The organism is Rahnella inusitata (assembly GCF_018288855.1).
Taxonomy (GTDB): domain Bacteria; phylum Pseudomonadota; class Gammaproteobacteria; order Enterobacterales; family Enterobacteriaceae; genus Rahnella; species Rahnella inusitata.
This window is the reverse complement of record NZ_CP065024.1, coordinates 1,606,028-1,619,251: the sequence shown is the minus strand read 5'-3', so window position 1 is coordinate 1,619,251 and position 13,224 is coordinate 1,606,028. Positions and strand designations below refer to the sequence as shown.

At 52.9% G+C, this 13,224-nt stretch carries 13 protein-coding genes; 7 read left to right on the top strand and 6 right to left on the bottom strand.

The window, feature by feature from the left end; all coding sequences use genetic code 11:
• The first annotated feature begins 77 nt into the window (after positions 1–77).
• Positions 78–419 (top strand): FlxA-like family protein, encoded by a 342-nt coding sequence (locus tag I2123_RS07615; protein ID WP_112164985.1) that lies wholly within the window; start codon positions 78–80, stop codon positions 417–419.
• 32 nt (positions 420–451) lie between these two features.
• On the opposite strand, the gene I2123_RS07610 is transcribed toward I2123_RS07615, so the two are convergent.
• On the bottom strand, positions 452–1,378 hold the full coding sequence (locus tag I2123_RS07610) for a LysR family transcriptional regulator (protein WP_213052115.1): 927 nt from the start codon (positions 1,376–1,378) through the stop codon (positions 452–454).
• Positions 1,379–1,478: 100 nt separating this feature from the next.
• Here I2123_RS07610 and I2123_RS07605 point away from each other — a divergent pair, with 100 nt between their 5' ends.
• Entirely contained in the window at positions 1,479–2,471 is a 993-nt protein-coding gene (locus I2123_RS07605; RefSeq protein ID WP_213052114.1) for a bile acid:sodium symporter family protein, read from the top strand.
• Positions 2,472–2,522: 51 nt separating this feature from the next.
• Here the strand turns inward: I2123_RS07605 and I2123_RS07600 are convergent, their stop codons facing one another.
• The 3 genes from I2123_RS07600 to zipA form a co-directional block, all read right to left on the bottom strand.
• A complete protein-coding gene (locus I2123_RS07600; RefSeq protein WP_112164979.1) occupies positions 2,523–2,765 on the bottom strand; it encodes a DUF3820 family protein in 243 nt (80 codons plus the stop codon).
• Positions 2,766–2,768: 3 nt separating this feature from the next.
• On the bottom strand, positions 2,769–4,790 hold the full coding sequence (gene ligA, locus I2123_RS07595; protein WP_213052113.1) for an NAD-dependent DNA ligase LigA: 2,022 nt from the start codon (positions 4,788–4,790) through the stop codon (positions 2,769–2,771).
• 70 nt (positions 4,791–4,860) lie between these two features.
• On the bottom strand, positions 4,861–5,847 hold the full coding sequence (gene zipA, locus I2123_RS07590) for a cell division protein ZipA (protein WP_213052112.1): 987 nt from the start codon (positions 5,845–5,847) through the stop codon (positions 4,861–4,863).
• Positions 5,848–6,070: 223 nt separating this feature from the next.
• Here zipA and cysZ point away from each other — a divergent pair, with 223 nt between their 5' ends.
• The 5 genes from cysZ to crr all read left to right on the top strand — a co-directional run bounded on the left by cysZ (position 6,071) and on the right by crr (position 11,049).
• Complete coding sequence (gene cysZ, locus I2123_RS07585; RefSeq protein ID WP_213052111.1) at positions 6,071–6,856, top strand: sulfate transporter CysZ; 786 nt, start codon at positions 6,071–6,073, stop codon at positions 6,854–6,856.
• Positions 6,857–7,090: 234 nt separating this feature from the next.
• Positions 7,091–8,056, top strand: a complete 966-nt coding sequence (cysK, locus tag I2123_RS07580) for a cysteine synthase A (protein ID WP_213052110.1) — start codon at positions 7,091–7,093, stop codon at positions 8,054–8,056.
• A gap of 400 nt (positions 8,057–8,456) precedes the next feature.
• On the top strand, positions 8,457–8,714 hold the full coding sequence (gene ptsH, locus I2123_RS07575) for a phosphocarrier protein Hpr (RefSeq protein WP_003038086.1): 258 nt from the start codon (positions 8,457–8,459) through the stop codon (positions 8,712–8,714).
• Positions 8,715–8,764: 50 nt separating this feature from the next.
• Positions 8,765–10,492: a phosphoenolpyruvate-protein phosphotransferase PtsI gene (ptsI, locus tag I2123_RS07570; protein ID WP_112164969.1), complete on the top strand. Its 1,728-nt coding sequence runs from the start codon at positions 8,765–8,767 to the stop codon at positions 10,490–10,492.
• 47 nt (positions 10,493–10,539) lie between these two features.
• On the top strand, positions 10,540–11,049 hold the full coding sequence (gene crr / locus I2123_RS07565; protein WP_056774079.1) for a PTS glucose transporter subunit IIA: 510 nt from the start codon (positions 10,540–10,542) through the stop codon (positions 11,047–11,049).
• Positions 11,050–11,114: 65 nt separating this feature from the next.
• On the opposite strand, the gene I2123_RS07560 is transcribed toward crr, so the two are convergent.
• Positions 11,115–12,443, bottom strand: coding sequence for a HAMP domain-containing sensor histidine kinase (locus I2123_RS07560; protein ID WP_112164966.1), 1,329 nt, complete (start codon positions 12,441–12,443; stop codon positions 11,115–11,117).
• A gap of 4 nt (positions 12,444–12,447) precedes the next feature.
• The gene (locus I2123_RS07555; protein ID WP_112164964.1) at positions 12,448–13,131 is read right to left on the bottom strand and encodes a response regulator transcription factor; all 684 of its coding nucleotides are present in this window, start codon (positions 13,129–13,131) and stop codon (positions 12,448–12,450) included.
• Between the last annotated feature and the right edge of the window lie 93 nt (positions 13,132–13,224).

The window sequence follows — 13,224 nt, the reverse complement described above, 5'->3', positions numbered from 1 at the left end:
AAAGCCGGGCCAAACGCCGCCGATAACGCTTAAGCACCTTTACGTGCAAAATTTTATTCACACTAAGCGAGGCTATTATGAGCACTATCAGTGCCACCGGCAGTGCAGTGAGTTCGTCTTCAAGCAGTGATGCGGGCAGCAGCAGTCAGATTGCACAGTTGACTAAACAGATCCAGAAACTGACCGAACAGGTTAAGAATCTGAGCAGCTCAGGCGGCGATTCTGAAGACGTGAAACAACAGCAGGAACTGTTGCAGCAACAGATCGAAATGCTGCAACAACAGATCGCACAGATTCAGCAGCAGCAGGCGGAAAAAGCGCTGGAACAGCAGCAAAAAGCCGAAGCAGCCACTGACATCAAAAAAGAGGAAGGCGTCAACAAGCCGACCGACACCAATGCGATTGATATTTACGTCTAACCAACGTCCGGCATGAAACAGCCGGCATGGTGTCAGGGTTTGAACACACCCTGCTGGCTGCGTTTTTCACTCAGTATTAGCGCCTGATCTTTCACTACCTGCCAGATGGCCTGCGCGGCGGGCGAAAGCGACCGGTTCTTGCGCTTTGCCAGCATCAGCACGCGGTTGATTTCAGGTTCCAGCGGCCTGATCGCCAGCCTGCTGCCTTGCGGTACCGGCAACGCCAGCGCCGGAAATACGCTGATGCCAATCCCCGCTTCCACCATCGGAAACAAGGTGGCGGTATGCCCGATTTCCTGGGCGATTTCCGCCTTCACGCCCTGAGATTTCAGCGCGTTATCAATCAGGATGCGGCTGCCCGAAGCGTAATCCTGCAATACCAGCCGGCAACCGTTCAGCGCCTGCCACTTCACCGACGTCTGGCTGGCGAACGGATGATCTTCCCGGCACATCAGCAAAAAAGGCTCATGCAATACCGGCTCGCAGTCGAGATCGGTATTTTCGCCGGGATCAATCACAATGCCGAAATCCACTTCGGCATTACGCACGCTGTTGAGTACCAGCTGCTGCGCCTGATCGCGCAATAAGATGCGGATATCAGGATAAAGCCGCTCTCCGTTGGCGATGCATTGCGGCATCAGTTGGGCAGAAATGGTCTGGCTGGACGCAATCCGCACGCGGCCATTATGCTGCGTACCGAAACTGCGGGTATCGAGCAGCATGGCGTGCAACTCATCCAGCAGCGGTTCCACGCGATTTGCCAGACGATGGCCAGCGTCAGTCAGTGCCACTTCGCGCGTGGTGCGATCGAGCAGCCGTACGCCCATTTCCATTTCCAGCTCTTTCATGCTGTGGCTGACCGCCGACTGACTCAGGCCAATGGCCTCACCCGCCCGGCTGAAGCTGCCGTGGCGCGAAACGGCGACAAACACGCGAAGCTGTCTGAGGGAATAATTCATGAATTTTCCGCATCAATGGATTAAATAAATCAATTTTTTAATTGTATCGCAGTCGCTCAGAATAGCGCTCACGATAAGATTATAAATATGAGATATCCCCATGCGCTTCTTACCCGATCGCTTCACCCTGACGCTGATTGTCACCGTGCTACTGGCGACATTTTTCCCGGCCAGCGGCATGTTCGTTGCGTTTTTCAACAATCTGACCATTTTCGCCATCGGCCTGCTGTTTTTTATGCACGGCGCCAAGCTTTCCCGCGAGGCGATTTTTCAGGGCAGTAATAACTGGCGACTGCACCTGTGGGTGATGTTCAGCACCTTCATTTTGTTCCCGGTCCTCGGCCTGCTGTTTCAGTGGTGGCATCCGGTGGACGTCAGCCCGCAGATTTACAGCGGGTTCGTCTATCTGTGTATTCTGCCTGCGACCGTACAATCGGCGATCGCCTTCACGTCGCTGGCGGGCGGTAACGTCGCGGCGGCGGTGTGCAGCGCCTCGGCCTCAAGCCTGTTGGGGATTTTTGTATCACCGCTGCTGGTCAGCCTGCTGATGCACGTCCAGGGTACAACCGGAAACGGTCTGGAACAGGTCGGGCACATCGTCCTGCAACTGCTGGTACCATTTATTGCCGGGCATCTTCTGCGGCCGCTGATTGGCGGGTTTGTAGAGCGTCACCGCAAAATGATCGGCAAAACCGACCAGACGTCCATTTTGCTGGTGGTGTATTCGGCATTCAGCGAAGCCGTCACGCAGGGGATCTGGCATCAGGTGGGCATCGGATCGCTGCTGTTTATCGTTGTAGTCAGTCTGGTTCTGCTGGCGCTGATTCTGGTGATCAATACATACATGGCGCGCTGGATGGGGTTCAGCAAACCGGATGAAATCACCATTGTGTTCTGCGGCTCGAAGAAAAGTCTGGCGAACGGCATTCCGATGGCCAACATTCTGTTCCCGGTCAGTGCGATTGGCATGATGGTGCTGCCGCTGATGATCTTCCATCAGGTTCAGCTGATGACCTGCGCGGTGCTGGCGAAAAGGTATCAGAAGAAACAGCAGGACATGGCGCTGAAAAAAGTGCCGGTGACAGAGTCATAGGAACAAGAAAGGCGCTGAGATCAGCGCCTTTCTTCGTTATGAGGTCTGACGTTAATCGTCAGTGCCGCCTGAACCCGGCCCGTTGCGACGCAGTGGATTAATCAGACTTTGCAGCCCTTCGCTTTTGATGGTCAGCGTCAGTTGCATCAGTTCACCGAGTTTTCCCTGCGGAAATTCGTCTTTGCGGGCGAACCACAGCAAATACTCTTCAGGCAGGTCAATCAGCACCCGCCCGGCATATTTGCCAAACGGCATCACCATGTTGGCGATTTGGATCAGATCTTCTTTTTCCATCGCTTATTCACCCAGCAGGCGGATCATCTCCGCTTCGTCGATAACGGCAATCCCCAGCTCCTGCGCTTTCGCCAGTTTGGATCCGGCCGCTTCTCCGGCTATCACCAGATCGGTTTTCTTCGATACGCTGCCGGAGACTTTCGCGCCCAGCGCCGTCAGGCGGTCTTTGGCTTCATCGCGCGACAGGACAGACAGAGAACCGGTCAGCACCACGGTTTTACCGGAGAACGGGCTGTCGATCTCTTCCGGTACAATCACTTGCACTGCGGGCCAGTGAATGTTGATTTCCGGGCTGAGAAGCTCGTCGATCACCTGCTGGTTATGCTCTTCCGACAGGAAATTCACCACGTGCTTCGCCACCACGTCACCGACATCCGGCACGGCTTTCAGGGAATCAATATCCGCCGCTTTCAGCGCCTCCACAGAACCGTAATGCGCCGCCAGATTAGCCGCCGTCGCTTCGCCCACTTCGCGAATACCGAGCGCATACAGGAAACGAGCGAGCGTGGTTTCTTTGGCTTTTTCCAGCGCATTCACTACGTTCTGTGCGGACTTCGGCCCCATGCGATCAAGACCGGTGAGTTTGCCGGCAGTCAGGCGGAACAGATCGGCCGGATTCTTGACGTACTCTTTTTCCACCAGCTGATCGATAATTTTATCGCCCATGCCATCAACGTCCAGCGCACGGCGGGAAACAAAATGCTTCAGCGCCTCTTTGCGCTGCGCGCCGCAGATAAGACCGCCGGTACAGCGGGCCACCGCTTCGCCTTCCACGCGTTCAACGTCGGAATTACACACCGGACAATGGGTCGGGAAGATCACTTCGCGGGCATTTTCCGGACGTTCGTCCATCACGACCCCGACAACCTGCGGGATGACGTCACCGGCGCGGCGGACAATCACCGTGTCGCCAATGCGCAAACCAAGGCGTTCGATTTCATCGGCGTTATGCAGGGTCGCATTGCTGACCATCACACCGGCGACCAGCACCGGCTCCAGACGGGCCACCGGCGTAATCGCCCCGGTACGGCCAACCTGAAACTCGACGTCTTTCACCTGCGTGATTTGTTCCTGGGCCGGGAATTTAAAAGCCGTCGCCCAGCGCGGCGCACGCGCCACGAAGCCCAGCGTTTCCTGAATATCCAGCGAATCAATTTTCACCACCACGCCGTCGATATCAAAACCGAGCGTCGGACGGTCAGCTTCCACCTGACGGTAAAATTCGAGCACGTCTTGACTGCCGGTGCAGACGCGCACGCGGTCGCTGACCGGTAAACCCCAGGCTTTCAGCTGTTGCAGGCGTTCATAATGGCTGCGCGGCAATTCACCGCCATCCAGCACGCCGATGCCGTAGCAGAAGAAGGTCAGCGGACGTTTGGCGGTGATACGCGGATCGAGCTGTCGCAGTGATCCGGCGGCGGCATTTCGCGGATTAGCAAATACTTTGCCACCGGTACGGCGTGCTTCTTCGTTCATCGCTTCAAAGCCCGGCTGCGGCATGAACACTTCGCCACGCACTTCGAGCCTTGCGGGAATATTGTCACCCTGCAAACGCAGCGGGATCGCGCGGATTGTGCGCACGTTGGCGGTAATGTTCTCGCCGGTCGTGCCGTCACCGCGCGTCGCGGCCTGCACCAGTTCACCATTTTCGTACAGCAGGCTCACGGCTAAACCATCGAGCTTCAGCTCACAGCAAAACGTCAGCGGCTCAGCGGTTTTCAACCGATCCTGAACGCGCTTGTAGAATGCCAGATAGCTGTCTTCATCAAACACGTTGTCCAGCGAAAGCATTGGCACCTGATGTTTCACCTGCCCGAATTCGGACAGCGGTGCAGCTCCCACGCGCTGCGTCGGGGAATCGGCGGTGACCAGGTCAGGGTGCGCCGTTTCCAGCTCTCGCAGCTCACGCATCAGACGATCGTATTCGGCATCAGGCACTTCCGGTGCATCAAGAACGTGGTACTGATATTCGTGATGGCGCAGCTGAGTGCGTAAATGGTTGATTTGTTGTTCGATAGTGGCCATGACTCACCGTGGAGATAAAAAACCCCCGCAAGCGGGGGTCTTGAAAAGGGGGATGTCACAACTGCCTGAGTCAGGCAGTCGCCTCGAGGACCTCACGGATCCGCGCTTTATAGGTTTCGAGCTTCTGCGGCGTAATCATACGACGCTCATCGTCGAGCACCATTGCACCGACATCATCGGCAATGCGTTGTGCGGACTGTAACAGCAGTTTGAAGTTCTGATGCGCATCACCGTAGCAAGGCACCATCATGAACAACGTAATCCCCGGCGTGGAGAAGTCGGACATATTGTCAGGGTCGAAGGAACCTGGTTTGACCATATTTGCCAGACTAAACAACACAGGGCCACTGCCCGCAGGGCTGACGTGACGATGGAAAATATTCATGGCACCGAACTGGAAGCCGGACTGAAGCACGCTGTTAAGCAACACTTCACCGCCGATCACACCACCCTGATGCGCTGCGACATGCAGAACCAGAACCGTCTCTTTCAGTTTTGCTTTTTCTGCCGGCTCGTCTGGCTCAGCAGGGGCAAACGGTGACGTTTGAGGCTCTGCTTTCGCCGCAGGTGCTGCGTCCGCATGAATTTCCTGCGGAGGAACCGGTGTCTGCGGTCTCGCTGGTGCTGAAGGGGCGAAATCAACCGCAGGTTCGCGGCGGGATCCGGTTTCAGGTTCAGCAGCAGAATACCCGCTTAACAGCGGATCTTCCTGCACGGCATGATGTTGAGGCTGAGCAGGCTGCTGCGGACGTGCAGCAGGCGCTGGCTGCGCAGGGGGTGCCTGCGGCTGACGTGGCGGTGCAGACTGTTCTGGTTCATCGTACTGACCAAAAGTCGGCTCGTCCTGAGAATGAGCAGGACGCACGCGCACCTCTCCCACTCCATCGACAAAATCGTCAGACGGAGACGGGTCCCGTTCTTTTTTCATACGTTTAGCTGGACGATCGCGAAACAGCGAAGAGCGTTCTTTACGGCTGGTCCACAAACCGTGCAATAACAACGCTATTATGGCGATCGCGCCAACAACGATTAATATCAGACGCAAATCCTGCATCATTGCTATCTCTGTTGTTCTAATTCATTGCCACCACGGCAAACATATACATGTTTAACTCTATTTGCCCACGTAGATAAGTGCAAGTCTGGACACTACTTTCTGGTAAGAAACATTATAGTTGCACCTTTTTTTGCTGCTTTTTCAGCCAATACGCGGCTAGCCAGTGGAAAATCATACCGATATGATAGTCCATGTCATTCAACTCAGAGAGAAAATTTCTTTTATGACTTCATCGCCAAACGCCGCAGACCACAACGGCGTGCATTATTTCAAACAGGGCTGGACGCTCATTTCCTTATCCGGGATACGACGTTTTGTGATTTTACCCCTCGCGGTTAACGTCATTCTGATGGGCGGTGCCTTTTGGTGGCTGTTCACTAAGCTCGGGGAATGGATCCCGGCGATGATGAGCCGCGTGCCCGGCTGGCTAAGCTGGCTGGATTATCTGATCTGGCCGGTCGCAGTGATTTCTGTGGTACTGGTATTTAGCTATTTCTTCAGCACAATTGCCAATCTGATCGCCGCCCCGTTTAGCGGCTTACTCTCGGAACAGCTCGAAGCGCGGCTGACCGGAAAAGCGCCGCCGGATACCGGCATCTGGGACATCATGAAAGACCTGCCGCGCATCATGAAACGCGAATGGCAAAAGCTGGCGTATTACATCCCGCGCGCGCTGGTGCTGTTTGCGCTGTACTTTATTCCGGTGATTGGACAGACCGCCGCGCCGGTGCTGTGGTTCCTGTTCAGCGCCTGGATGGTCGTTATCCAATACTGCGACTATCCTTTCGATAATCACAAAGTCAGTTTTGCCGACATGCGCCGTTCGCTCGGTAAAAACCGAATCGACAACATGCAGTTCGGCGCGTTGGTGAGCCTGTTTACGATGATCCCGGTGCTGAATCTGGTGATCCTCCCGGTGGCGGTGTGTGGCGCAACGGCGATGTGGTGCGACCGCTACCGTTCGCTGTACGTCAGAAATAATCTGGACATTAACCCGACACGAGGATAAGCGCCTCAGGCACTTGTTTTTAATGATTTTTATCGCAACAGCCGCGTTATGCGGCTGTTGGCTTAGCTTGACTTTTGCCTCTCAAACTTATTTCTTAATAACCTATCGATATACCAAATACCAAAAGCTTACTTCACTGGAAAAGCCGTTCGCGTATGCTTTTCTGATTCCCACTAATTTCAGAGTGTTGAAAGCTTCACACCGTGGATATTTCATACAGTTAAAGGACGGGTTATGAGCAAGATCTATGAAGACAATTCATTAACAATCGGCCATACGCCACTGGTTCGCCTGAACCGCATCGGTAATGGTCGCATCCTGGCTAAGGTCGAGTCGCGTAACCCGAGCTTCAGCGTGAAGTGCCGTATCGGTGCCAACATGATTTGGGATGCCGAAAAACGCGGCATCCTGACCAAAGATATCGAACTGGTAGAACCGACCAGCGGCAATACCGGCATCGCGCTGGCGTACGTCGCTGCTGCGCGTGGTTACAAGCTGACACTGACCATGCCGGAAACCATGAGCGTTGAACGCCGCAAACTGCTCAAAGCCCTCGGCGCCACTCTGGTGCTCACCGAAGGCGCGAAAGGCATGAAAGGCGCGATTGCCAAAGCTGAAGAAATTCAGGCCAGCGATCCGCAACGTTATTTGATTCTTCAGCAGTTCAGCAATCCGGCGAACCCTGCCATCCATGAACAAACCACCGGCCCTGAAATCTGGGAAGACACCGACGGTGACGTGGACGTACTGATCGCGGGCGTAGGTACCGGCGGTACCATCACCGGGACGGGCCGTTATCTGAAAAGCAAAAAAAGCAGCGTGACGCTGGTGGCCGTCGAGCCGACGGACTCCCCCGTTATCACCCAGACGCTGAACGGCGAAGAAGTGAAACCGGGCCCGCATAAAATTCAGGGTATCGGTGCCGGCTTTATTCCGGGTAACCTTGATTTAGAACTGCTGGACCGTGTGACGTTGATCACAAATGATGAATCCATTCAAATGGCGCGCCGTCTGATGGAAGAAGAAGGGATTCTGGCCGGGATTTCTTCCGGTGCAGCAGTAGCGGCTGCGGTTAAATTGTCCGAAGAAGCGGACTTTGCTGATAAAACCATCGTCGTGATTTTACCGTCCTCTGGTGAACGCTATCTGAGTACCGCATTGTTTGCTGATTTATTCACTGAAAAAGAATTGCAACAATAATGCTACATCACTAAAAGCGCTCAAAAAAGCACCTTAACGGGTGCTTTTTTGTGGGCTACGTCAAACTTTACACCACTCTGTCATTGATTTTACCCGCCAGTTTTAGTATTTAACCGGACAATTATTTCGGTGCGCGAAATTAATCGCCATCATCCCGCCTCCCGCTGAATCGATTTACCGATTTGTTACATGAGGGAAAAAGACGGCATAATGGGGTGAGAACAGAAAAGCCTAGATCTAGGGCAAAGAGTTTTATCGCAGAGTGCGGTATTTTCTCTTTTCTGTTGCATCAGAACCAGCCCCTGAACCATAGTCAGGCGCGAATCTCTCAGGCCAAAGTGAAGCCAATACGCTAAACTTTAGCTCCACAACATTACTTTAATAAGTTGGGGAAACAACAATGTTCCAGCAAGAAGTTACTATCACTGCACCAAATGGTCTGCACACTCGCCCTGCGGCACAATTCGTGAAAGAAGCGAAAGGTTTCACTTCTGACATTACCGTGACTTCAAACGGTAAAAGCGCCAGTGCTAAAAGTCTGTTCAAACTGCAAACTTTGGGCCTGACCCAAGGTACCGTTGTGACCCTCTCAGCTGAAGGTGAAGACGAGCAGAAAGCCGTTGAACACTTGGTAAAACTGATGGCAGAGCTCGAGTAACAACAAGCCGCTCTTATATCGTTTAAACCAGTCAAGAGAAAGGTAGGGTTATGATTTCAGGCATTTTAGTATCTCCCGGTATCGCTTTCGGCAAAGCACTTCTGTTGAAAGAAGATGAAATTGTCATCAACCGGAAAAAAATCTCTCCCGATCACGTTGATCAGGAAGTTGAACGTTTCCTCACTGGCCGTGCGAAAGCGTCCGCCCAGTTGGAAGTGATCAAGACCAAAGCCGGTGAGACCTTCGGTGAAGAGAAAGAAGCCATCTTCGAAGGCCACATCATGTTGTTGGAAGACGAAGAGCTTGAGCAGGAAATCATAGCCCTCATCAAAGACGAGCATGCATCTGCTGACGCAGCCGCTTTCTCTGTCATTGAAGGCCAGGCGAAAGCCCTGGAAGAGCTTGATGATGAATACCTCAAAGAACGTGCGGCTGACGTACGTGATATCGGTAAGCGTCTCCTGCGTAACATTCTGGACATGGCGATTGTCGATCTGAGCTCCATCCAGGATGAAGTCATTCTGGTTGCGACCGATCTGACGCCTTCAGAAACAGCACAGCTGAACCTGAACAAGGTGCTCGGCTTCATTACTGATTTGGGTGGCCGTACTTCTCACACCTCAATCATGGCTCGCTCACTGGAACTGCCTGCTATCGTGGGTACCAGCGACGTGACCAAACAAGTCAAAAATGATGACTATCTGATCCTCGATGCCGTCAACAATAAAATCTACGTTAACCCGACTGCCGATATTATTGACGAGCTGAAAGCGGTTCAGAACCAGTACATCTCTGAAAAAGACGAACTGACGAAACTGAAAGACTTGCCAGCCATCACACTGGACGGTCATCAGGTTGAAGTTTGCGCCAACATCGGTACCGTGCGCGACGTCGCCGGTGCAGAGCGCAACGGCGCTGAAGGTGTCGGCCTGTATCGTACTGAATTCTTGTTCATGGATCGTGACAGCCTGCCTACCGAAGAAGAGCAATTCCAGGCGTATAAAGCCGTTGCTGAAGCGATGGGTTCACAAGCTGTTATCGTGCGTACCATGGACATCGGCGGTGATAAAGACCTGCCGTACATGAATCTGCCAAAAGAAGAAAACCCGTTCCTGGGCTGGCGTGCAATCCGTATCTGTCTGGACCGTAAAGAAATTCTTCACGACCAGCTGAAAGGTATTCTGCGTGCTTCTGCTTTCGGCAAACTGCGCATCATGTTCCCGATGATCATTTCTGTTGAAGAAGTGCGTGAACTGAAAGCAGAACTCGAGATGCTGAAAGCTCAGCTGCGCGAGAAAGGCCAGGCATTCGATGAAACTATCGAAGTTGGCGTGATGGTAGAAACTCCGGCAGCTGCCGTGATTGCTCACCATCTGGCAAAAGAAGTCGATTTCTTCAGTATTGGTACAAACGATCTTACCCAGTATACTTTGGCTGTGGATCGCGGTAACGAGCTGATCTCTCATCTTTACAACCCAATGTCTCCGTCTGTACTTGGCTTAATCAAGCAAGTTATTGACGCATCTCATGCTGCCGGTAAATGGACAGGGATGTGTGGCGAGCTAGCCGGTGACGAACGTGCTACACTTCTTCTATTGGGCATGGGATTAGACGAGTTCAGCATGAGTGCTATCTCAATTCCACGCATCAAGAAAATTATTCGCAATACAAACTTCGAAGATGTGAAAGCGCTGGCAGATGAGGCTCTGGCTCAACCTACGGCGCAAGAGTTGATGAACCTGGTTAACAAGTTCATTGAAGAAAAAACACTCTGCTAATTGCGCGATGCTGTAAAGCTGCCCAAATTAATGCTTAGGAGAAGATCATGGGTTTGTTCGATAAACTGAAATCATTGGTTTCTGATGATAAAAAAGACGTTGGCACTATTGAAATCGTAGCGCCAATCTCTGGTGAAATTGTCAACATTGAAGATGTGCCAGACGTTGTTTTCGCTGAGAAAATCGTCGGCGACGGTATTGCAATCAAACCAACTGGCAACAAAATGGTTGCTCCGGTTGACGGCACTATCGGTAAAATCTTTGAAACTAACCATGCTTTCTCAATCGAATCCGACAGTGGCATTGAACTGTTTGTTCACTTCGGTATCGATACGGTGGAACTGAAAGGCGAAGGCTTCAAACGCATCGCTGAAGAAGGCCAACGTGTGAAGAAAGGTGATTTGATTATCGAGTTTGATCTGGCTCTGCTGGAAGAGAAAGCGAAGTCTACCCTGACTCCGGTTGTCATCTCTAACATGGACGAGATCAAAGAGCTGATTAAACTGACTGGTAGCGTGACTGTGGGCGAAACCCCAATCATCCGCATCAAGAAGTAAGTCGCTCAGCGATAAAGAAAACGGCGCTTAAGCGCCGTTTTTTATTGCTCGAATTCAGAGAGTCTTTACTGAATCTTCCAGTGGGGAACCTGCAGACTGATCACCAGCCCGTGCGGCTGGGCATTACGGGCATCTACTTTGCCTTCATGCGCCACCATCACCTTACGGGTGATTGCCAGCCCCAGACCGTAACCTTTGCCTGATAACGGCGACTTGACGCGCACGAACGGGTCAAAGATGCTCGAGAGCTTGTCTTCTTCCACACCCGGCCCCTGATCGGCCACTTCAATCTGCAAGAAGTCTTCAAAATGCGCCAGCGAAACGGTAATCGTTTGCCCGCGGGCTGAGAAACGTAACGCGTTACGTACCACATTATCAACTGCACGACGCATCAGTTCCGCGTTGCCTTTCACGGTGTAATCCGCGTCATCCGGCGTTTCAGGATGCATAGCAATTTCCACACCCGGTAACTGCGCTTCATAACGAGCATCATTGACCACCGCTTCGACCAGCCCGAACAGATCGAAATATTCTTCATCAGGAATTTCGCTGCTTTCTGTTCGTGACAGCGCGAGCAGTTCACCGATCATCTTATCCAGGCGCCCTGCTTCATGCTCTATGCGGCTCAGAGACGTTTCTACATTCGACGGATTCTGCCGCGCCAGACCGATCGCCAGCTGCAAGCGAGCCAGCGGCGAACGCAGCTCATGTGACACATCGTGCAGCAGTTCTTCGCGCGCTTTCACCAGCACTTGTAAACGTTCGGCCATAGAATCGAAATCACGCGCCACTTCAGAAAGCTCGTCGTGACGTTTCCCCATGCTGGAGAACAACCGCACCGATAAATCACCCTGCGCCACCCGTCCGAACGCTTTACGCATTTGCAGCATCGGCCGCGTCAGGTTCCATGCCAGCACCGCACTGAACAGTAATCCACCCAGGCCGCCCAGCCACAGCAGCGGCGGCGGCATGTTCAGCAGATCTCTGTGCCGGCGTGGCCGGTATTCGTGCATCAGCCCCTGAACGTCGTAACGCAGGCGATAGCCTTGTCCATCCGGTCCCTGAACAAATTCGACGACTTCATGGGGGATTTTGCCCGGTTCCAGATCCTGCACGGTATTGCCCTGCGCCGGCAGCAGTGAAGGCGTTACCGAAAACAGTTTGCGGTCACTCTCCGGCCAGTTAGCCATCATGTTATTGAGTGCGGGCATTCCACCGGTATGCAGCATCGAGACGGCCGAGTTGATTTGCAACTTAACGAAACGCCGTGCTATGCCGCTTTCCGGCGGTTCATGCGGATTATAAAAGGCGAATACCACCCAAAGGCCCTGGGTGATAGCAACGAAAGTAAACCAAAATCCTAAAAGGATTTTCCAGAACAACCTTCCGCGCATACGTTTATCGGATCCGGTAACCAATACTGCGCACCGTCTCAATAGTCAGAATATCGCCACCGTCCAGTGATCCCAGTTTTTGACGAATATTACTGATATGCACGTCAATGCTGCGGTCGTATGCTTCACGTGGGCGTCCCAGACCTTTCTCGGACAATTCATCTTTGGAAACAACACGCTCCGGGGAACGTAAGAGCAATTCAAGCAAGTTGAATTCGGAAGCGGTCAGATCGAAAGGCACACCGCGCCATTCGCTGCTGCGGGTGGCAGGATTGAGCGTCAGATCGCCGTAGTTGACCGATGAGGAATCTGAGTGTGATTCCTGTTGCTCTTCCACACGACGCAGCACAGCACGCAGGCGGGCCACCAGTTCACGCGGATAACACGGTTTTGGCATGTAATCATCCGCGCCCATTTCCAGACCAATCACGCGATCGATGTTGTCGCCTTTGGCGGTCAGCATGATGATCGGCAGACGGCTGTTTTTACGCACCTGGCGTAGCACATCAATACCGCTCATGTCAGGTAACATAATGTCGAGGATCATTGCGGTGTATTCGCCAGACATGGCGCCTTCCACCCCCGCTTTCCCGGTCAGCACCAGTGAGGCGTCAAAGCCTTCGGCAATCAGGTATTCGCTGAGCATGGTGCCTAACTCGAGATCGTCATCGACTAACAAAATTTTCATTATTTTTCCGCCTGGCTAAAATTCTGGTCATTTTTACCACTAAGCATGCAATGCGCAGCCGCTTTTACTCTAATTTTACATTCTAGTGATGAA

What these genes read in the sequence shown, in the direction of transcription:
- ligA (WP_213052113.1), bottom strand. Translation starts at nt 4,790, where the DNA reads ATGGCCACTATCGAACAACAAATCAACCATTTACGCACTCAGCTGCGC.
- crr (WP_056774079.1), top strand. Translation starts at nt 10,540, where the DNA reads ATGGGTTTGTTCGATAAACTGAAATCATTGGTTTCTGATGATAAAAAA.
- ptsH (WP_003038086.1), top strand. Translation starts at nt 8,457, where the DNA reads ATGTTCCAGCAAGAAGTTACTATCACTGCACCAAATGGTCTGCACACT.
- I2123_RS07560 (WP_112164966.1), bottom strand. Translation starts at nt 12,443, where the DNA reads ATGCGCGGAAGGTTGTTCTGGAAAATCCTTTTAGGATTTTGGTTTACT.
- ptsI (WP_112164969.1), top strand. Translation starts at nt 8,765, where the DNA reads ATGATTTCAGGCATTTTAGTATCTCCCGGTATCGCTTTCGGCAAAGCA.
- I2123_RS07605 (WP_213052114.1), top strand. Translation starts at nt 1,479, where the DNA reads ATGCGCTTCTTACCCGATCGCTTCACCCTGACGCTGATTGTCACCGTG.
- cysK (WP_213052110.1), top strand. Translation starts at nt 7,091, where the DNA reads ATGAGCAAGATCTATGAAGACAATTCATTAACAATCGGCCATACGCCA.
- I2123_RS07600 (WP_112164979.1), bottom strand. Translation starts at nt 2,765, where the DNA reads ATGGAAAAAGAAGATCTGATCCAAATCGCCAACATGGTGATGCCGTTT.
- I2123_RS07615 (WP_112164985.1), top strand. Translation starts at nt 78, where the DNA reads ATGAGCACTATCAGTGCCACCGGCAGTGCAGTGAGTTCGTCTTCAAGC.
- cysZ (WP_213052111.1), top strand. Translation starts at nt 6,071, where the DNA reads ATGACTTCATCGCCAAACGCCGCAGACCACAACGGCGTGCATTATTTC.
- zipA (WP_213052112.1), bottom strand. Translation starts at nt 5,847, where the DNA reads ATGATGCAGGATTTGCGTCTGATATTAATCGTTGTTGGCGCGATCGCC.
- I2123_RS07555 (WP_112164964.1), bottom strand. Translation starts at nt 13,131, where the DNA reads ATGAAAATTTTGTTAGTCGATGACGATCTCGAGTTAGGCACCATGCTC.
- I2123_RS07610 (WP_213052115.1), bottom strand. Translation starts at nt 1,378, where the DNA reads ATGAATTATTCCCTCAGACAGCTTCGCGTGTTTGTCGCCGTTTCGCGC.